The organism is Streptomyces sirii (assembly GCF_045690365.1).
In the GTDB taxonomy this organism is placed as follows: Bacteria; Actinomycetota; Actinomycetes; order Streptomycetales; family Streptomycetaceae; genus Streptomyces; species Streptomyces sirii.
In genome coordinates this window covers 2,912,080-2,930,754 of record NZ_CP147982.1, presented here as the reverse complement: position 1 = coordinate 2,930,754, position 18,675 = coordinate 2,912,080, and the positions used below count along the sequence as shown (strand labels likewise).

Genomic DNA, 18,675 nt, shown 5'->3' with positions numbered 1-18,675 from the left:
AGCACGGATTCTTCGTGCCTGCACGACTGTTAAGAGAGGGCGTCGAAGCCGCTACGGCTTCGACGCCCTCTCTTTTTATGGCTCGTGAACAGATGGTGACACCTGAGGGCGCAAAACCGTCCACTTGAGGCGCTGACCGAGGAAGCGGCGCTGTGAGAGCCATCTCGCATCCGCATCTCTTCAGAGGGAGTCGGCCCCGCCACGGGTTCGGCTCCCTCTCGCGTTGAGTTAGTGCCGACCGAGCGGAGAGTGACTAAGTGGAGGGCTTCGGGGCGGGAAAACTGTCCTGGAGTCCTTCTTTCTTATACCCGCGCATAAGAGAGAAGGAGCGGAGAGCAGTCTTTCCGCCCTCTGTGGCGGTGCGGGGCCGAGTCCTCTTAGCCGTCTTGTCACGGCCCCCAGTTAATGGATATGTAGGCGGGGCCACGGCCCCACTCTTCAGCGTTTGACGTGGAGGTGGGTGCGGTCCCTCGCCGTTGGCTCCTCCCGCGCGCGCCGTGTTCTCCTCCGGGAAGACGCGCGGGAGTTGAGCCGTGGTCCCGTAGCTCAGTGGGAGAGCGTCCGCCTGTCGAGCGGAGGGGTGCCGGTTCAATTCCGGCCGGGACCGCTTACCACAAAGGTCAGCAGTCCAGGTAGGCGACGTGAATCCAGACTCCGGTGGTGCCGCCCCAGGGGTCGCCCATGACCCATGAGCCTTCCTGGCCGTGGGCGTTGAGCTTCTGGCCCTTGTTGACGGTCCCCATCACCGGGTACTGAGGACCAGGCCCTGAGCGGTAGTTAACGCCGTTGTCATTGACGGTGCAGACAACAGCCTTGACTGCTACGGGCGCGGCAGTCGGCGCTGCTGTCGCGTTTGCGCTGCCGGCGAGCGTGAGCGTAGTGGCCATGACGGCGCTGACCGCCATGGCGGCAACGGTCCGGAACATCGACTTCTCCTCATAGAAGGACGGTAAGAGCATGGCAATCGCTCGGTGTCTGTCCGGTGAGAAGGAGTGTTAATGCGAACACCGCTAAGACGGGTGACGTCAGCGCTGACGTGTCCGAGTCTGCCGTTCGAGAGTCGGGGCAAGTCCGATCGATCCGCCATCGGAGCACGCTTCTAGGAGGGGCGATGGCCTGGTACAGCAGCGACCGGCGGTCCAGGCTTCCAAGTAACTGGCCCGTTGTACGTCTGTCGGTCCTGAAGCGGGACGGCTTCCAGTGCGTGGCCATCCTGCGGGACACCGGGGCGCGCTGTACGGCGCCGGCCACGGACGTGGACCACATCGTGCCGGGTGACGACCACGACCCGTCGAACCTTCAGTCTCTGTGCCGGTGGCATCACGCGCGGAAGTCCAGTGCGGAGGGCGCGGCGGCTCGGCGGAGGTGGGTATCCAGGCGGAGGCCAGAGCGTCCGCACCCTGGCGAGTTGTGACACGCCCGTTAGGCCCGGTTGAACGCCGGCCCCAACGGGCGGTAGTTCGGGGTTCGAGTTCCCCCGTTCTGGTTGTGCTATCTCAGCGCCGTTCAGGTCAAGGGGCGAGACAGGCGGCGCCCGGGATTTCGGAGGGGACACCGGGGCTGGCGGGGTCCACCAGGGACGTGACGTCACCCGCGGATTGAGTCACGCAGGTGATGAGGCCGACCGGGTCCGGAACAGCGCTGGCGGGTGACGCGAGCACGCCGAGGAAAGCGAGAGTGCCAAGTGTGACGGTGATGATTCGACGCATGAACTACCTTCCGGTGCAAGGGCGTTGACACGTTCTGGTTGCCCCCAACGTGGGCGCTGATGCGTGGTGTCACTCATGTGGGTTTAGCGGAACGCCTCAGTGCGCCGCCGTCATGGGCGAGAGGTCAAGCGCCTGTCAGACCTGGGGGTGGCCCCTCCGGTACTGCCGGAAGACCGAAGCGTGATAGCGGCTCGGATTCTGTACGGGTTCCAAGGTCCATCAAAACCACCTCATCGACACTTGGTAGCCGCCTGACCTGTGCAAACGCGCTTAAGGGGCTCTACAGAAGTCGACCTTAAGGTCCCCTAACGCGAGTTTCAGCCTGGCAGTCACGGCACTTGGCGGCGTCGGAGCCTGTACAGGGCTAGGCGCTTCCTCCTAAGCCGCCTCTACCTCAGCCATGAGAAGCCGCAATGTCAGGGAGTGCTTCTCGGGCGGCAATGCGTCCAGCGCACTCCTTGCGTACGCCGTACCGCCTGCCTTATCTCCAGATCGGGCGAGCATGAGCCCTCGGTGCATCTCCAGGTGCGTGGCGAAGCGTGGCAGTGTGGCGGGCAACTCCCGTCGCGCCGCTTCTTGCGCCGCCACCGCTGCGCCCTCGTCTCCGAGCCGCGCGGCCAGTAGCGAGACGAAGACGTTCATGCGCCACCACGGCACGGCGTAGTCCGAGGTCTGTTGGTATGACGCGGCTTTGTCGAAGACACGGCGCCCCTGGTCCATCAGCTTCCGCGCTGTCGCATCGTCGCCACGGATCGCCGCCGCGTGGGCCTTGCCCATGATGGCGTTGAGGAGTCCCAGCGAGGGCTTGTCGCTGATGGCCATTGCCTGATCGGCGAGTACGTCGGCGACTCCGAGGGAGGCCCCCTCGTACCCGAGTGCGATGGCGGCTCGGCCCCGGACCCATACCCGCGCCTGATCGTCCCCGGACTCGTCGGCGGCCTTGGCGGCCATGCGGTACCAATTCACGGCCTTGGAGCCGTCGGAGCCGGGAAATGTCTTGGCGTACAGGGTCATGAGACGGGAGGCGACAGACCAGAGATGTGGGTTGTCCAGTTGTTGCTGGACGGCAACCAGTTCACCGGAGACCCGACGCTGAATGTCAGCGGCGCCGAGACTCATGTACTCGGTCCCGTACGTGGCCAGCTTGCCTTCCCAGTCGTCTCCGGAAGGCCCGCCGGTGAGTCGGGCGCTGAATCCTGCGGCCAGCAGATCCGAGGCCACGAGAGGCGCTATGGCGGTTGCTGCCACGTCGGACAAGAATTTACGTCGCTTCACTTCACCCTCCAGCACGGCTAGGGGCACGTCGAGGACGGCCGAGAGGCACCGGAGGTAGAACGGCCCCGGCGTCACCTTGGAACGCTCCCAGCGGCTGATGTACTCCCGGTCCAGATTCGTGTCGAATGCATCGTTGATCGCCGACGCCAGCCGTCCCTGCGACCAGCCGCGCGCTTTCCGGAGGTCCGTGATCAGTTCCCCGATGGCCATGAATCCATAGTGCCCCTACGACTGCCACTGGTGGATCAACAAACCCCACTGACAGCTCACTTGCCCCTAGGGATGCCCCTACGGCGTGCCACTGGGCGGCGGGATGCTCCGAGCACCGACACGCGAGGGGACGGCGAGAAGCCATGAGCAACCCGATTCGGTACAGCCAACCGCCGGTAGAACTCCCACTGGACGCCTGGCTGTTGGATGGAACTCCGGCGCCCGGCTGCAAGGTCTGCGCCGCTCTGGACTTCCAGCGAAACCAAGCCCGGAAGCGGAACGATTGGGCTTCCGCCTGCGCTGCTGCCCGGGAGATCAGGAATCACCGCCGGGGGCACGGCGAGGCGTCGTGAACGACACCGAACCAGTCCCTCCGGCCCGAATACGCCGGCTCACTGCCCCGTGGCAGACGGCCGGAAGCCCCCGACCGGCATGCCTTCGAGCACGGGCAGACGTGCCCGGTCTGAGCTGACGGGCTCAGGCTGAGGCCCCGGTCCGCCCCTTCACTGGGGTGCCGCCCTGGGCGGTGAGGGCACCCGCTTCGGCCCCACGGCAGCCGAAGCACCCAGACGCCCGTCCCGACTGCTGGAAACCCTGGCAGGCCAGCAGTCGGGACGGGCTATCGACGAACCACAACAAGGAGGTACGCGCATGCACGACGTACGTGAGTTACTCACCCCTGCCGCGTTCGGGGGTGTCGTCGCGACGGTTCTCGACAACAACCCGGGCATGGACGAGGCTACGGCCGCCCGGATCAGCACGGAAGCGCTGAAGTTCGTCCACACGGCAGCCAGGTTCCCCACCGCGAAGATCACGCCGTCGAACGTGGTGGACGAGGGTTGGCACGCCCTGATCCTGCACACCGGGCCGTACGCCAAGCTGTGCGAGGGGCTGGGGCGCTTCGTGCACCACTACCCGGAGCGGCCCGACGCACAGCGCCACGACCCGCAGGCCCTCACGCGAACGGTGGCTCTGATCGAGGAAGCCGGGCATCGGGTGGACCGTGAGTTGTGGACCGGGCCGGCCGAAGCCTTGGTGGCTGTGGCGGCCAACTGCTCCCACACGCCGAAGCCGGGAGGCTGCGGGCCGATCAACCCCGGCAACTGCGCCACACACGGCGGTGATGGTGACTAGGCTCCCTGGACGCACGGCGGAAGGGTGAGGGGATGAACGCGGAAGAGGCCCAGCAGGTGGACGCCACGCTCCGGCGGCTCGGCATCCCGGGAGTTGTCGCCCCGGAGGATCCGGAGCACGCGGCGGGCACGTGGCGGGTGTACGACAGTGCCGATCCCGCGATCCGCAAGGACATCACCGCTGACGTCCTGGCAGCCGTCGTGGCGAAGTTCAGTGAAGCCAACCCGGAGCCGCCCGGGAAGCCTCAGACCGGTCCTACGCGGGGCTTCATCATCCCGCCCAACGAGGGCTGACCGAGGACTGATCGAGGACTGGGGAGGGCTGACAGCCAGCCCGAGCCGGACCGCCCGTGCGCTGTCCCGTAGCGCGCGGGCGGTCTCTATGTGCGTGCCTTGACAGCATTATTGATCTTCACGATGCTCATGACGACCATCGTGCCGCATGGTGCGAAATGGCGGTGGGCCAGGGCGGGTGATCCGTCGTGTTTCCGCTGGGCTTTCGCCGGATTCCGCCCGCCGCGTCAGCCCGTTGGCGGCGTGGGGACGCGTCGGCGTGCGCGGAGTGCGATCGCCGCTGCCGCGCCCACCGTCGCCGCCAGTAGCAAGAGGGCGCCGAAGAGCGTCAGGATCCAGGCCGGGATGCCGCCCACCTTCAGCAGTGCGTCGGTGTACCTGACCCGTTGGAACGGGGTGTCGTGGGCAGCGGGGCGGAGTTCGTGGTCGCCGGTGATGCGTTGCGGTTGCGGGAAGCTCTGGTCGATGGCGGTCAGAAAGGTGCCGCCGCTGCCGCCGAGGTCGCGCACCGCGCCCTGGGGCTTGATCCGGCCCGCGTAGAAAACTTCGGGCCGCGTCCCGCCGATCGCGCTGCGCGGTTCCATCCGGTGCGGCGCAAGGACGTAAAGGCCCAGTGACTGCGGTGTCTTGGCGAGACGGGAGAGCCGCATGGGGTAGACGAGTCGGTCGCTGGCGAAGGACAGGTGCAGCGGGTCGAGGGTGCCGGTCAGCGGGCGGTGCCGTTCCGCGGGGGCCAGGCGGATCGCCACGTACTCCCAGCGCTGTGTCACGTACGGGCGGAGTTCGGTCGCCAGGGACGAAGGGAGGTGGAAGCCCTGGGACGTGAGCCAGTCGCGCAGGGCGCGGGGGTCGGTGGCGGTCAGCCGGGCGACGTCGAAGGGGCCCAGGCGTTCGCGACCGACCACCCCGACTCCCGGGCCGCGCGCACCCGGTGGTGGGGCGCCGGCGCCGTCCGCGTCCTGGAACGGCCAGTCGCCGTTGCGCGGCCAGAAGTAGTGGCGCTGTTCGACGGCCGGCTCGGTCAGCGCGGAGAGCTGGTCGAACAGGTCCGGGTCGCCCAGCTCGACCGTGGCCCGGTGCGGTACCGGCATGATCCACGCGGCGTCCGGCGCGTTGCCGTCGACCGTCAGGCTCATCACGATCTGCTCGGTCCGGCCGTCCCAGCGCACTGCCGAGGTCTCCCGGTTCACCGCCATGGTGGTCTTCGGATCGTGCACCATGGCGCCGCACCCGCAGGCGTATGCGGGCCTGGCCAGCGACACCAGCTGTACGGCCAGCAGCACCAGCACCACCAGCAACACCCGCCGCCTACCGGTCCGCGCCATGGCGGCCGCGCCCGTCACCATGCCCATCGTCGTCCCCCGTTCACCGCACGCCGATCACTCGATCGGCGGCAGCGACACAGACGGCGAGGACGGTACGGGCGGTTCCTCTTAGGCGGCGGGTCTGGTCCCGTCCGGGGATCAGGTAGCCGAGCCCGCCGTGGCCGGCCGACGGGCCGCCGCACGCACGGCCCGGGCCTCGGCCTCGGTCTCGACGGCCGGCGGGGAGCCGGGCAGCGGCTTGCGCGCGCTCTCCGACATCAGCAGCACGGCGATGCCGCCGATCACGGCCGCCGCCATCATGTAGTAGGCGGGCATCATCTTGTTGCCGGTCGCGCCGATCAGGGCGGTCACCACCAGCGGTGTCGTACCGCCGAAGAGCGACACCGAGACGTTGAAGCCGATCGACAGCGAGCCGTAGCGCACCTTGGTCGGGAACAGCGCGGGCAGGGTGGCCGGCATCGTCGAGGTGAAGGCGACCAGCAGCAGTCCGAGCGCCCCCATGCCCAGCGCGATGGCGAGCAGCGACCCCTGGCGGATCAGCAGCAGGGCCGGCACGGACAGCACCAGGAAGCCCAGGCAGCCCGCGGCGATGACCGGCCGGCGGCCGAAGCGGTCGGAGAGCCGGCCGGCGAACGGCTGGACGCCCATCATCAGCACCATCACCGCGAGCACGACCAGCAGTCCGTGCGTCTCGTCGTACTTCAGCTCCGAGGTCAGATAGCTCGGCATGTACGACAGCAGCATGTAGTCGGTGACGTTGAAGACCAGGACCAGGCCGATGCACAGCAGCATCGCCCGCCACTGACCGAAGATCATCTCGCGGAGGCCGATCCGCTTCTCGGCGTCGCGGCGCGCCTTGTCCTTCGTCCGCGCCTCCTTCTCCAACTGGGCGAAGGCCGGGGTCTCTTCGAGCCGCATCCGCAGGTAGAGGCCGATGATGCCCATCGGGCCGGCGATCAGGAACGGGATGCGCCAGCCCCAGGAGTGCAGGTCCTCGGTGGACAGCAGCGCGGTCATCAGGGTGACCAGGCCGGCGCCGCCGACGTAACCGGCCAGCGTGCCGAACTCCAGCCAGCTGCCGAGGAATCCGCGCTTCTTGTCGGGCGCGTACTCCGCGATGAAGGTGGAGGCGCCCCCGTATTCACCGCCGGTGGAGAAGCCCTGTACCAGGCGAGCGACGAGGAGCAGGATGGGTGCGCCCACCCCGATGGTCGCGTACGACGGGATCAGGCCGATGGCGAAGGTGCCCACCGCCATCATGATCATGGTGATGGCGAGGACCTTCTGCCGGCCGATCCGGTCGCCGAGCGGCCCGAACACCATGCCGCCGATGGGGCGCACCAGGAACGCCGCCGCGAAGGCGCCGAACGTCGACAGCAGCTGCGCGGTCGGATTCCCGGACGGGAAGAAGACATGGCCCAGAGTGACGGCGATATAGCTGTAGACGCCGAAGTCGAACCACTCCATCGCGTTGCCGAGCGCTGCCGCCGAGACCGCACGCTTGACCATCGCGGGATCGACGACGGTCACCTCGCCCGACTCGCCCGGGACCTGCTTGTGCAGATCCGCTCTCCTCTCCGGCTGCGGATCGGATGTGGCGTCGGCGTGACCGCCGACGGGGTTGCGGGGGCCGGGTGCGACGGGGGACTGCGTCGGCACGTGTTCGCTCGCCTGCGCTCTCTTGGACGACTACATGACATCGCCCGCCGTGGAACGGCGGGACAGAGCCCGCCATGGAGCGACGGGCAAAGTTCGACCATAGGGGCAGACATGTTCATTACGGACAGTGTGCGGATGACCGCACAGTCGCCCGTATACCCGCTCCTTGCAGGGGAAACGCCCTTTCGTAGAGCAATTCGCGGGACGTAAGTCTGTGATCCATCTCGCGATGATCGGCTGCAACCATTGCCGCGTGGTGACCTGCCTCACGCGAGCGGCGACGGGGCTGCACAGAGGGCGGTGCGGCTGCGCGTGGGGAGGCGGTGCGGCGATACAGGGGGCGCCGTGGTGGCACACAGGACGGCCGGACCGTGCAAAACGGCGCGGCGGTACGAGGTACCGCCGCGCCGGTGTGGATCGTCGCGTTCCCTCAAGGATCAGCCATGCCGACCCCTCGCGCCACTCGGGCGGCACCGGCGACGCCTTTTGGAGCCCCGCCGCGGTCGTCCACGACGCCCCGCCGTGGCCCCGTCACGGCATCCAGGCGACGTACGACATGACCTGCCCCGAGGAGATCCTGAAGTCGGGGAGGTCCTTGGTGAAGGTGACCTCAAGGCCCATCAGCCCGCCGCTGCGCGGGTCGAGGATCACCATCTGACGGGTCGCGTTCGAGGCGCCGTCGGGACCGTCGTAGACATACGCCTGCCCGCGCCGGCCGAGCCGGTCGGTGACCGCGCCCGCCGGACGCAGTCCGCCCGCGTCGGCCAGCATCCGGACGATGGCGGCGGTCTCCCGTGGCCCCGGCGTCCACTCCTGGCGGAACGAGTCGAGTGCCAGCAGGAGTTGGGGCGTGGTGGCGGCGCCTCCCTCCCGCGCGGCTCCGCTCGCGCGGGAGGGACCCCCGGCTCCGCCGTAGAGCGACGCCAGATGTTCGCGCAGCGCCACGGGGTCCGTCGGCGGCCTCGTACGGGCGGCCAGCCCGCTGTGCTGCGCGGCCGAGCCCGCCGGATAGGTCTTGCGGTGCAGGACCTCGCCGTCGCTGACGGTCCGCCAGTGGCCGTTGGCGTCGTGGATCACCGGGCGGCCGGGGTGCCGCGGGTCGGTGGCCACGACCAGTTCCGAGCTGCTGCCGTCGGTGTTCCAACGGGTGATGCGCTCCTCGGGAACGGTAACGGGAGGCGCGGCATCCGGGCCGGACTCCATGCTCATGTACCAGGTCTGCAGATGGCTGCCCCGGCGCGGACCGTCCGCGGCACCGGCCGTCCGGGCCCTGGCCTCGGCCCTACGGGCGAGTGCGTCCAGTGAGACGGGTGTGGCGTCGGAGTGCGGCACGAGCGCCGCGGGCGCGGCGGCCGCGCGGCTGCTGCCGGCGTCGGAGAGGGTGAAGGCCAGGATGGCGAAGAGGGCGAGCACCGCGGCTTCGGCCCGCAGCACCAGGCGGCGCCCGGCCCGCCGGGTGCGCCTGCTGTGCAGCAGACGGTTGAGGTCGCGTTCGGCGCGGGCGTGCAGCGGGCGGTCCCGCCAGGGGCCTTCGTCGGCCCGTACGGGATCGGCCGCGCGCAGCAGGCCCAGTTCGTCACTCATTGCCGTCGCCTCCTGCTCGTACGGACACGGTCGTCCGGGTACGGTCGATCTCGGCACGCAGGCGGCGGCGTGCCCGGTGCAGTCGCATGGCCGCCGCGCTCTGACCGCAGCCGAGGGTCACCGCCAGCTCCTCGATGGTCAGTTCCTCCCAGGCCGTCAGCCGCAGCACCTCCTGGTCGCCGGGGGAGAGGCGGGCCAGCGCCTCGTGCACCCAGGAGCCGGGCCGCTCCGCGTCCGGACTGTCCACGGTCTGCCGCTGGTGCGCCGCCTCGTGGCTGCCGAGCCGGTGCAGCAGCCGCCGATAGCGGCTCAGGCCCCGCACCGTATTGGCCAGGCAGTTGCGAGCCACCCCGTACAGCCAGGGCAGCGGACTGTCCGGCAGCTCGGAGCGGCGTCTCCAGGCTATGGAGAAGACCTCCGAGACCACTTCCTCGACGTCGTGTGCCTGCCCGTCCAACCGCCGCGCCACAAAGCGGCTGACCGCCCAGTAGTACGCGCGGTAGGCCTCGGCGAAGGCGTCGTCCGTACTCATGAACCCTTGGTGTCCGGCATGCCCCCGATCTTCACACCCGCCTCGGGTGAAACTTCCCACCCTGTCGAAACGGCCCTGCGCGCCCGTGGGCGGTGAGGTTCGCGTCGGCTCCGGACACCTACGGGGCATGAAGCTCCCCGTGAAGTGGTTGACGACCACCGACCACAAGACGATCGGCACGCTCTATCTGGTCACCGCCTTCGCTTTCTTCTGCGTCGGCGGGCTGATGGCCCTGGTGATGCGTGCCGAGCTGGCCCGTCCCGGCCATCAGATCCTGTCGAACGAGCAGTTCAACCAGGCGTTCACCATGCATGGCACGATCATGCTGCTGATGTTCGCCACCCCGCTGTTCGCCGGTTTCGCGAACTGGATCATGCCGCTGCAGATCGGCGCGCCCGATGTCGCCTTTCCGCGGCTGAACATGTTCGCGTACTGGCTCTATCTCTTCGGCTCGCTGATCGCGGTCGGCGGTTTTCTGACACCGCAAGGGGCCGCCGATTTCGGCTGGTTCGCCTATGCGCCGCTCTCCGACGCCGTGCATTCCCCCGGAATCGGCGCCGATATGTGGATCATGGGTCTGGCCTTCTCCGGTTTCGGCACGATCCTCGGTTCGGTCAACTTCATCACGACGATCATCTGCATGCGGGCGCCCGGCATGACGATGTTCCGGATGCCGATCTTCACCTGGAACGTGCTGCTGACCGGTGTGCTGGTCCTGCTGGCCTTCCCGGTGCTGGCGGCGGCGCTGTTCGCGCTGGAGGCGGACCGGAAATTCGGTGCCCATGTATTCGATGCCGCTAATGGTGGCGCTCTGCTGTGGCAGCACCTCTTCTGGTTCTTCGGCCATCCCGAGGTGTACATCATCGCGCTGCCGTTCTTCGGCATCATTTCCGAGGTCATTCCGGTGTTCTCCCGGAAGCCGATGTTCGGTTACATCGGTCTGATCGCGGCGACGATTTCGATCGCCGGTCTGTCGGTCACGGTGTGGGCGCACCACATGTATGTGACGGGCGGCGTGCTGTTGCCGTTCTTCTCGTTCATGACGTTCCTGATCGCGGTGCCGACCGGTGTGAAGTTCTTCAACTGGATCGGCACGATGTGGAAGGGCTCGCTGTCCTTCGAGACGCCGATGCTCTGGGCGATCGGCTTCCTGATCACCTTCACCTTCGGTGGTCTGACCGGTGTCATCCTGGCCTCGCCGCCGATGGACTTCCACATCTCCGACTCGTACTTCGTGGTGGCGCACTTCCACTACGTCGTCTTCGGCACGGTCGTCTTCGCGATGTTCTGCGGCTTCCACTTCTGGTGGCCGAAGTTCACCGGCAAGATGCTGGACGAGCGGCTCGGCAAGATCACGTTCTGGACGCTGTTCATCGGCTTCCACGGCACGTTCCTCGTCCAGCACTGGCTCGGCGCGCAAGGCATGTTGCGCCGTATCCCCGACTACCTTGCTGCCGACGGTTTCACCGCCCTGAACACCGTCTCCAGCATTTTCTCCTTCGTCCTCGGACTCTCCCTCCTGCCGTTCCTCTACAACGTCTGGAAGACGGCGAAGTACGGCAAGAAGGTCGAGGTCGACGACCCGTGGGGCTACGGCCGCTCGCTGGAGTGGGCGACGTCCTGCCCGCCGCCGCGGCACAACTTCCTCACCCTGCCGCGTATTCGCTCCGAATCCCCGGCGTTCGACCTGCACCACCCGGAGGTCGCGCGTGAGATCACGGCCCTGGACGATTCCGAGGGCACGCACAGCACGGGAATCGGGGCCCGCGTATGAATGAGCCCGTGCAAGTGGAACGCGCCATCAATGAGATCGAGGGGTATCTCCTCTGGGAGGCGGAGAAGGACCGTGCCCGTACCCGTGCGGCTGCCTTCTGCGCCGGTCTGCCCTGGCTCACCGACACCCAGCGGCAGGAAGTGGAACTGCGCTATTGCCAGGACCAGCGCGACGCCTCGCGGGCCTATCTGGAGCGCATAGCGGTCCGCAGCGCCACTCTGCGGACCGAATACCAGAGTGTCTACCGGGCGCTCAGGCGTCGGCTGATCACCGGGTTCGTCAGCGGCACGCTGGCCGTGGCGGTGTTGGTGACCGTGGCGGCCGTCGGCCTGACCACGCGCTGAGCGGTCCCCGCGCGGATCCCTGCGGGGTTCCTGCATGGTTTCTGCGTAGTTCCTGCGGGGTCCTCGCGCGGTCCGCTCTCAGCCGGTGACGATGATCTGGGATGTGGGATCCGTGGTGTCACCGACCTGGTAGGTGGCGTTGAACGTCGAGCTGGTCGCACTGGTCGGGCAGCCGAAACCACCCACCACCTTCACCGGCACCGCCGCATTGGTGAAGGCCAGGGTGGACGGCGCGCCATTGGTCCAGGTGCCGTTCACCGTCGCCGCCGCGGTGGGAGCCGCGGTGACGGTGCAGGATGCCAGTCCGCTGGTCTTGAGGACGAACCCGCCGGAGGGAATGGTCAGCCCGGCGGTCGCCGGCGCCCCGTTCTGCATCGCCACACCCCATGTGCCGGACGTGCTGACGGTCGCGCTGACGCCCGGCATGCTCGTGGTGCAGGAGCTGTAGGTGGCCGGGGTCGTGGAACTGCTCACCGGCCCGGCTTCGTTGTGGTTGCCCGGCGCGGCGGGCACCTGCCCGTTGGAGGTCGAGACCGTACAGGTGACGGTCACCGAGCCGGCGGTGAAGGTGGCCTTGCCGCTGAGCGCGGCGGTGAAGTCGTGGCCTGCGGGGGTCACGGTCGTGGCGGCCTCAGCGGCTGCCGGTGTCGCGCCGGGCTGCGCCACGGCAGAGGCCGGAACGCCGATGGACAGTGCGGCTAACGCGGCGATCCCGGTGCCGGCGGCCTGCACTGCTCGCCTACGGGACGTGCGGCGCGCGTTGTGGGTTGTGGCACTTGTGGGGAGCGCGGGGAGTGCGGGGTGCGCGCGGTGCCCGGGGTGTGTGGGTGGCAGGACGGGCAGGTGGTGTGTGGGCTGCGTGGGTTGGGCGGGCTGCGTCATTGTCATCTTGAGGTTCCTTCCCGAGGGGGCGGGAGTGTGGGGTGGGGGAGCCGTGGTGTCAGGTTTCGGTCGTGTGGGGCTCGCCGACGACCGGCTGCCAGGCGAAGATCATCGAACCGCCGAGAATTCCGATGACCGTGCCGATCAGAAAGCCCCCGAGGTTGGACATCACCAGTGCGGCCGCCGCACACAAGACGGTCAGCACGCCCGCGATGCCCCGGTAATGCGGCGCGTACCACGCCGAGAGCCCCATCACGATCATCACCAGCCCCATCAGCACCGAGGGGATACCGGCGATGCCCTGTTGCAGCATGACTTTCAGTGGCGCCAGAGGGATGGCGCAGATTTCGGCGCCGGCGACAAGGGTCGTCAGGCCGCCCCAGAAGGGCCGCCCCGTCCGCCAGCGCCGCCAGGTCAGAAGCATTCCTTCTTGCCCTTGGAGATCTTCATGCTCAGGCCGGAGAGCTTGAACGTCCCCGCGTTGGTGGCCCAGGCGGTCTGCCGCAGCTTGCTGATGCTGACATCGTCGGCCTGTTGGGCGAAGAGGTCCTGCATCCCCTGGGCGCTGGCCGGCCCCTTGTCCAGGGTGGAGGCGTCCCGGCCGATCTCGATGTCGTTGAAGGACGCGTCGCCGGAGAGCTGAGTGGCGTCCACGAACAGATTGGCCGCTTCGACGGGCTTGCTGCCCGTACCGGCGTGGAGATTGAGCGAGATATCGCCGATGACCGGCAGATGCGTGACCACCGACTGACAGAGATTGCTCAGTTGTGCCGTCCTGATGGCGGTGACCGCGACCGGGAGGAGGTCCCCCCTGGCGTTGGCGTCGACGCTGCCGTACTGGGCGAATCCCTCGCCCTTGAGGCTGTCCGCGGACACCTTGAACTGCTGTCCCGATACGGCGAACGACGCCGCCAGTGCCCCGTTGGCCAGGGCGATGCCCAGGGCCGCCGTACCGGCGAGGGCCGGGACGGACAGCACGGCGAACCTCCGCCAGCTGATGCGTCCCGTGACAGGTCTGCCGTGTGCGTCCTTCATGGTGTGAGTCCCCTTCGAAGAGCGTGGAGCGCACTGTCGCAACACATGGGGGGAAGAGACGTGGAGGTGGTCGTGGTGCATCGCGGTACGGGGCGTGGTGCGCCGCGGTACCGCGTGGTGCTGAAGACGCGCGTGAGGTGCCGAACCGGACCGGCGTGTCCATGGGGGGAGTGGGAACGTGCGGCCCTACCCGGCGCGCAACCGCACCGTGCCCCAATGCGGTGAGTCCGGTGAAGTGAGTGAGCAGGGTGAACTGGACGATCTCAGTGATCTCAGTGATCTCAGTGAACTCAGCGGACTGAGCTAACCGCCAAGTATTACCGGCGAGTTGAGTTGAATGTAAGTCCGCCCATGGTGACTGGCAAGGTTGAGAGAGGAACGGTTTTGGACATACCGCTGCGCCCCATGGTCGGCGACGACCACCGAGCGCAGCGCATTCCAGAGGCGTCTGTCGGCTCGTCAGCGCCTCACCCGTAGCGAACCTGAAGCTCCTTCACGCCGTTGAGCCACGCCGAGCGCAGCCGTCGCGGATCACTGACCAGCGAGATATCGGGCATGGCGTCCGCGATGGCGTTGAAGATCAGGTTGATCTCCAGGACCGCCAGGGACTTGCCGAGACAGAAGTGCGGCCCGCCGCCCCCGAACCCCAGATGCAGATTGGGGTCACGAGTGATGTCGAAGACCTCTGGATCGTCGAAGACCTCGGGGTCGTTGTTGGCGGAGGAGTAGAAGAGCCCGACCCGCTGCCCCTTCTTGATCTTCGCCCCGCCCAGCTCGGTGTCCTGGGTGGCGGTGCGCTGGAAGGAGACCACCGGCGTCGCCCAGCGCACGATCTCCTCGGCCGCCGTCGCGGGGCGTTCGCGCTGGTAGAGCTCCCATTGGTCGGGGTGGGTGAGAAAGGCGTGCATGCCGTGCGTGATGGCGTTCCGGGTCGTCTCGTTGCCGGCGACCGCCAGCAGCAGTACGAAGAACCCGAATTCGTCGGAGCCGAGATTCCCCTCGTGCTCGGCCGCCACCAGTTGGCTGACGATGTCCTTGGCCGGGCATTCCTTGCGCGCGGCGGCGAGGTTCATCGCGTACGAGATCAGCTCCATCGCCGCGTTGGTGCCGACCTCTTCGGTGATGGCCAGTTCCGGGTCGTCATACGCGACCATCTTGTTCGACCAGTCGAAGATGCGGGCCCGGTCGTCCTGGGGGATGCCGATGAGCTCGGCGATGGCCTGGAGGGGCAGCTCGCAGGCGACGTCGGTGACGAAGTCCCCGGTGCCCTTCGCCCGCGCCTCGGCGACGATCCGGGTCGCCCGATGGCGCAGCGCCTCCTCCAGGGCGCGAATGGAGCGCGGCGCGAAGCCCCGCTGCACTATCTGGCGGACCCTGGTGTGTTCGGGCGGGTCCATGTTCAGCATGATCAACTTCTGTACGTCGATCTGGTCGCGGGTCATGGCCGAGTTGAAGCGGATGATCGACGTGTTGAGGTTCGCGGAGAAGATGTCCGGCTTGGTGGACACCTCCTTGACGTCCTGATGGCGGGTGACGACCCAGTAGCCGTCGTCGCCGAAGCCGGCGATGCCGTGCGGCTGGGCGTTCCACCACACGGGCGCGGTCTGCCGCAGCTGCGCGAACTCGGGGAGCGGAACGCGGGACTGGTAGACGTCGGGGTCGGTGAAGTCGAACCCCTCGGGCAGCGCTGGGCATGGCATCGGCGACTCCTGGTCCTTAATCCATCCGGGATTTCTGACGGCTCATCAGGTGTGGGGTCGCGGTGAAGGTAGTAACGAGTTCTATAAGTGGCAAGGGTCGTGGCGACTCCTGTTGCGGACAAGGGGCTTGCATGCCTCTTGCGCGCCGGAGGGTGGCTCATAAGACTGTTTGTGGAACTAGAACGCGTACTAGTTCTTCTTCCGTGGGTGCCGGGACGCCCGCGGGCGCGAGGAGAGGACGAGTCAGTCATGGCCGCGGAACCCGTCATCGTCGAAGCAGTACGCACTCCCATCGGCAAGCGCCAAGGCGCGCTCGCCAACCTCCACCCCGCCTACCTCCTGGGCGAGACCTACCGCGAACTCCTCGCCCGTACGGGCATCCAGCCCGACTGCGTCGAACAGATCGTCGGCGGCACCGTCACCCACGCCGGCGAACAGTCCATGAACCCGGCGCGCAACGCCTGGCTGGCCATGGGCCTCCCGTACGAGACCGCGGCGACCACCGTGGACTGCCAGTGCGGCTCCTCCCAGCAGGCCAACCACATGGTCGCCAACATGATCGCGGGTGGTGTCATCGACATCGGCATCGGCTGCGGCGTCGAAGCGATGTCCCGGGTGCCGCTCGGCAGCGGCTCCAAGCACGGCCCGGGCAAGCCCTGGCCCGACGAGTGGAACGTCGACCTGCCCAACCAGTTCGAGGCCGCCGAACGCATCGCCCGCAACCGGGGGCTGACCCGGGAGAACGTCGACGCGCTCGGTCTGATCTCGCAGGAGCGGGCCGCCGCTGCCTGGGCAGAGGAACGGTTCAAACGGGAGACGTTCGCTGTTCAGGTGCCCACCACGGAGGACGAACAGGCCGCCGGTCAGGGCATGTGGCGACTGGTCGACCGCGACGAGGGCCTGCGCGACACCAGTATGGAGGCGCTGAGCGGCCTCAAGCCCGTGATGCCGACCGCCGTCCACACGGCGGGCAACTCCTCGCAGATCTCCGACGGCGCGGCCGCGGTCATGTGGGCGTCGAAGCGGATGGCGCGCGCCCTCAAACTCAAGCCGCGGGCCCGCATCGTGGCCCAGGCGCTGGTGGGCGCCGATCCGCACTTCCACCTGGACGGCCCGATCGACGCCACCCGCGCCGTGCTCGGTAAGGCCGGTATGTCCCTCAAGGACATAGACCTGGTCGAGATCAACGAAGCCTTCGCCTCCGTGGTGCTCTCCTGGGCGCAGGTCTTCGAACAGGACCTGGAAAAAGTGAACGTCAACGGAGGCGCCATCGCGCTGGGGCACCCGGTCGGCGCCACCGGTGCTCGGCTGATCACCACCGCCCTCCATGAACTGGAGCGCAGAGACAAGGAATTCGCTCTCATCACGATGTGCGCGGGCGGGGCGCTGGCCACGGGGACGATCATTCAGCGGTTGTAGCGGTTGTGGCGGCCGCCAGGGGTTGTGGTGGCTGTGGCGGCCGCAGGGGCTGTGGCGGTTTGTGTTTTCCCCGCCGCCCACCCCCCTTACGGGGGGTGGGCGGGTGTAGTGAGGTCCCGCGCGCGATGGAACGGCGGGCCGTTCCCAACCTGCGGAAAACCACAGGTGAGTTGTGCGGGAAACCGCATTCTGCGTCGATCGGCATCTCCGTACCGTCGAAGACATGACGAACAACGCGCAGCAGCCTTCACCGCATTCACCTGCAGCTTCCGCTTCACCAGCTGCCTCAACCTCAGCCTCGGCCTCACCCTCATCAGCGCCCGGCGCATCGTGCCTGTCCGACGCGCCGCGCGGACCGAGCGGACGGCGTCGCGCCTCCCGCGGCCTGGCCGCCGGTGCCGCCCTTCTGCTCGCGGCGCTCACGACGGCTCCGGCCCTCGCGCCCTCCTCGGCTTACGCATCGCAGCCGACTGGGCAGGAGCAGACGAAGACAGCCGATGCAGGCGCGCTCACCAGTGTGGGGAGTACGGGCCATACGTCGGAGGAGTGGCGAACGGCCGTCAGCGGACAGAGAACCGCCCCCCTCACGACTCCTGCCACCGCCGCGTCCCGCACCGCGACCTGGCGCGGGACACTGCTCTCCATCACGCCTCTGGGCCGGCAGAGCAGAGCCGAGATCATCGCCCAGGCGCAAAAGGCGGGCCTGGACGCGGAGACCGCTCGGCACGGCGTCGCCGCCTACCGCCTCACCTACCGCACGATCACCCCCGGCGGCCGTCCCACCACCGCGTCCGGCCTGCTGGCGCTCCCCCTCGGCACCAGCCACCCTCACCTCCCGCCCGTGATCCACGCCCATGGCACCCTCGCCTACCGGGGTTACGCGCCCTCGGTCGCGGAAGGCCCCGACCGAGCGGTATCGGTGCTGTACGCCTCCGCCGGCCGCGCCGCCATCGCCCCCGACTACCTGGGCCTCGGCACGAGCCCCGGCCGCCACCCGTACATGGACGCCCGATCCGCGGCATCGGCTTCCCTGGACATGCTCCGGGCAGCCCATTCGGCCGCTCCGAAGCTAGGCACCACCCTCGAACGCACGGTGTCCGTCACCGGCTTTTCACAGGGCGGGCAGGTCGGCATGGAACTGGGCCGAGAGCTGGACCGAGGCGCTGACCCCCGATTCCGTCTCGGAACGCTCTCCCCGGCCGCTGGACCGTACGACCTCGACGGCAGTGAACTCCCCGGCATGTTCGACGGCCGAGTCGACCCGCGGTCCGCCGTCTTCTACGTCTCCTTCTTCCTCACCGCCCAGAACCGCCTCCACCCGCTCTACAACGATCCGAGTGAGGTGTTCCGAGCCCCCTACGCCGACCGCGTCGAGGACCTCTTCGACGGTGACCACCCGGCCGAAGACATCGCCGGCAAGCTGCCCGACCGCCTCGAAGACCTGCTGACCGACACCTGGTACAAGAAACTCCAGCACCCGTCCGGCGCCCTGCTGGAAGCCCTTCGTACCAACGACCGCACCTGCGACTGGCAGCCCGGCCGAGGCGTCCGGATAACCCTCTACTCCGCCACCGGCGATCGCGACGTACCGATAGCCAACACCCGCAGCTGCGCGCGGGAACTGGCGCGGCACGGCGCTCGGGTCACGGTCGTCGACCAGGGCGCAGATGCCGACCACTACACCTCGTTCCAGCGCTCGGAGCCGTCGATAGCCCGCTCTTTGCCCGTCTCCCGCTGAGCCCGGTTCCGCATTCCGCACGGCTCCCGGGCAGCCCGCGAAGCGGGGCACGGTCATACAGG

The 18,675-nt window shown here is 68.0% G+C and carries 15 protein-coding genes, 1 tRNA gene and 1 pseudogene; 7 read left to right on the top strand and 10 right to left on the bottom strand.

The annotated features are described in order from the left end of the window. Positions 1-535 precede the first annotated feature (535 nt). A tRNA-Asp gene (locus tag WAB15_RS13185) sits at positions 536-607 on the top strand. A gap of 13 nt (positions 608-620) precedes the next feature. Here the strand turns inward: WAB15_RS13185 and WAB15_RS13180 are convergent. Both WAB15_RS13180 and WAB15_RS13175 read right to left on the bottom strand, forming a co-directional pair. Then, positions 621-926 carry an SH3 domain-containing protein gene (locus WAB15_RS13180; protein ID WP_407286334.1) on the bottom strand — a complete coding sequence of 102 codons (306 nt, stop codon included), beginning with the start codon at positions 924-926 and terminating at the stop codon, positions 621-623. A gap of 1,161 nt (positions 927-2,087) precedes the next feature. Then, complete coding sequence (locus tag WAB15_RS13175; RefSeq protein ID WP_407286333.1) at positions 2,088-3,194, bottom strand: helix-turn-helix domain-containing protein; 1,107 nt, start codon at positions 3,192-3,194, stop codon at positions 2,088-2,090. 651 nt (positions 3,195-3,845) lie between these two features. Here WAB15_RS13175 and WAB15_RS13170 point away from each other — a divergent pair. Both WAB15_RS13170 and WAB15_RS13165 read left to right on the top strand, forming a co-directional pair. Continuing rightward, on the top strand, positions 3,846-4,328 hold the full coding sequence (locus tag WAB15_RS13170) for a glycine-rich domain-containing protein (protein ID WP_407286332.1): 483 nt from the start codon (positions 3,846-3,848) through the stop codon (positions 4,326-4,328). Between the two features lie 32 nt (positions 4,329-4,360). After that, positions 4,361-4,621, top strand: coding sequence for a hypothetical protein (locus WAB15_RS13165; RefSeq protein WP_407286331.1), 261 nt, complete (start codon positions 4,361-4,363; stop codon positions 4,619-4,621). A gap of 227 nt (positions 4,622-4,848) precedes the next feature. Here WAB15_RS13165 and WAB15_RS13160 read toward each other — a convergent pair whose 3' ends face one another. From WAB15_RS13160 to WAB15_RS13145, 4 genes are all read right to left on the bottom strand, one after another. Beyond that, complete coding sequence (locus WAB15_RS13160) at positions 4,849-5,967, bottom strand: DUF2330 domain-containing protein (protein WP_407289218.1); 1,119 nt, start codon at positions 5,965-5,967, stop codon at positions 4,849-4,851. Between the two features lie 117 nt (positions 5,968-6,084). After that, positions 6,085-7,605, bottom strand: coding sequence for a glycine betaine/L-proline transporter ProP (proP, locus tag WAB15_RS13155; RefSeq protein ID WP_407286330.1), 1,521 nt, complete (start codon positions 7,603-7,605; stop codon positions 6,085-6,087). Between the two features lie 531 nt (positions 7,606-8,136). Beyond that, complete coding sequence (locus WAB15_RS13150) at positions 8,137-9,189, bottom strand: CU044_5270 family protein (RefSeq protein ID WP_407286329.1); 1,053 nt, start codon at positions 9,187-9,189, stop codon at positions 8,137-8,139. Then, positions 9,182-9,721: an RNA polymerase sigma factor gene (locus tag WAB15_RS13145; RefSeq protein ID WP_407286328.1), complete on the bottom strand. Its 540-nt coding sequence runs from the start codon at positions 9,719-9,721 to the stop codon at positions 9,182-9,184. Before WAB15_RS13145 ends, WAB15_RS13150 begins: the two co-directional genes overlap by 8 nt. Before the next feature lie 139 nt (positions 9,722-9,860). Between WAB15_RS13145 and ctaD the strand changes: the two are divergent. Both ctaD and WAB15_RS13135 read left to right on the top strand, forming a co-directional pair. Next, a pseudogene (ctaD, locus tag WAB15_RS13140) lies at positions 9,861-11,495 on the top strand (cytochrome c oxidase subunit I); the annotation flags it as partial. An 8-nt stretch (positions 11,496-11,503) separates the two neighbouring features. Then, positions 11,504-11,839: a hypothetical protein gene (locus tag WAB15_RS13135; protein WP_407286327.1), complete on the top strand. Its 336-nt coding sequence runs from the start codon at positions 11,504-11,506 to the stop codon at positions 11,837-11,839. A 78-nt stretch (positions 11,840-11,917) separates the two neighbouring features. On the opposite strand, the gene WAB15_RS13130 is transcribed toward WAB15_RS13135, so the two are convergent. The 4 genes from WAB15_RS13130 to WAB15_RS13115 all read right to left on the bottom strand — a co-directional run bounded on the left by WAB15_RS13130 (position 11,918) and on the right by WAB15_RS13115 (position 15,456). Next, the gene (locus WAB15_RS13130; protein ID WP_407289217.1) at positions 11,918-12,571 is read right to left on the bottom strand and encodes a hypothetical protein; all 654 of its coding nucleotides are present in this window, start codon (positions 12,569-12,571) and stop codon (positions 11,918-11,920) included. 208 nt (positions 12,572-12,779) lie between these two features. Continuing rightward, positions 12,780-13,145 carry a DUF6114 domain-containing protein gene (locus tag WAB15_RS13125; protein ID WP_407286326.1) on the bottom strand — a complete coding sequence of 122 codons (366 nt, stop codon included), beginning with the start codon at positions 13,143-13,145 and terminating at the stop codon, positions 12,780-12,782. Continuing rightward, positions 13,136-13,756, bottom strand: a complete 621-nt coding sequence (locus tag WAB15_RS13120; protein ID WP_407286325.1) for a DUF6230 family protein — start codon at positions 13,754-13,756, stop codon at positions 13,136-13,138. The genes WAB15_RS13125 and WAB15_RS13120 overlap by 10 nt, the downstream gene beginning before the upstream one ends. A gap of 467 nt (positions 13,757-14,223) precedes the next feature. Continuing rightward, entirely contained in the window at positions 14,224-15,456 is a 1,233-nt protein-coding gene (locus tag WAB15_RS13115; RefSeq protein ID WP_407286324.1) for a cytochrome P450, read from the bottom strand. Between the two features lie 249 nt (positions 15,457-15,705). Here WAB15_RS13115 and WAB15_RS13110 point away from each other — a divergent pair, with 249 nt between their 5' ends. Further along, positions 15,706-16,875, top strand: coding sequence for a steroid 3-ketoacyl-CoA thiolase (locus WAB15_RS13110; protein ID WP_393496831.1), 1,170 nt, complete (start codon positions 15,706-15,708; stop codon positions 16,873-16,875). Positions 16,876-17,392: 517 nt separating this feature from the next. After that, complete coding sequence (locus WAB15_RS13105; protein ID WP_407286323.1) at positions 17,393-18,613, top strand: alpha/beta hydrolase; 1,221 nt, start codon at positions 17,393-17,395, stop codon at positions 18,611-18,613. The last annotated feature ends 62 nt before the right edge of the window (positions 18,614-18,675 follow it).

Excerpts from the sequence above, each read along its gene's own strand:
- WAB15_RS13120 (WP_407286325.1), bottom strand. The coding sequence starts at position 13,756 with ATGAAGGACGCACACGGCAGACCTGTCACGGGACGCATCAGCTGGCGG.
- WAB15_RS13145 (WP_407286328.1), bottom strand. The coding sequence starts at position 9,721 with ATGAGTACGGACGACGCCTTCGCCGAGGCCTACCGCGCGTACTACTGG.
- WAB15_RS13180 (WP_407286334.1), bottom strand. The coding sequence starts at position 926 with ATGTTCCGGACCGTTGCCGCCATGGCGGTCAGCGCCGTCATGGCCACT.
- WAB15_RS13160 (WP_407289218.1), bottom strand. The coding sequence starts at position 5,967 with ATGGTGACGGGCGCGGCCGCCATGGCGCGGACCGGTAGGCGGCGGGTG.
- WAB15_RS13165 (WP_407286331.1), top strand. The coding sequence starts at position 4,361 with ATGAACGCGGAAGAGGCCCAGCAGGTGGACGCCACGCTCCGGCGGCTC.
- WAB15_RS13170 (WP_407286332.1), top strand. The coding sequence starts at position 3,846 with ATGCACGACGTACGTGAGTTACTCACCCCTGCCGCGTTCGGGGGTGTC.
- WAB15_RS13115 (WP_407286324.1), bottom strand. The coding sequence starts at position 15,456 with ATGCCATGCCCAGCGCTGCCCGAGGGGTTCGACTTCACCGACCCCGAC.
- WAB15_RS13125 (WP_407286326.1), bottom strand. The coding sequence starts at position 13,145 with ATGCTTCTGACCTGGCGGCGCTGGCGGACGGGGCGGCCCTTCTGGGGC.
- WAB15_RS13175 (WP_407286333.1), bottom strand. The coding sequence starts at position 3,194 with ATGGCCATCGGGGAACTGATCACGGACCTCCGGAAAGCGCGCGGCTGG.
- WAB15_RS13110 (WP_393496831.1), top strand. The coding sequence starts at position 15,706 with ATGGCCGCGGAACCCGTCATCGTCGAAGCAGTACGCACTCCCATCGGC.
- WAB15_RS13150 (WP_407286329.1), bottom strand. The coding sequence starts at position 9,189 with ATGAGTGACGAACTGGGCCTGCTGCGCGCGGCCGATCCCGTACGGGCC.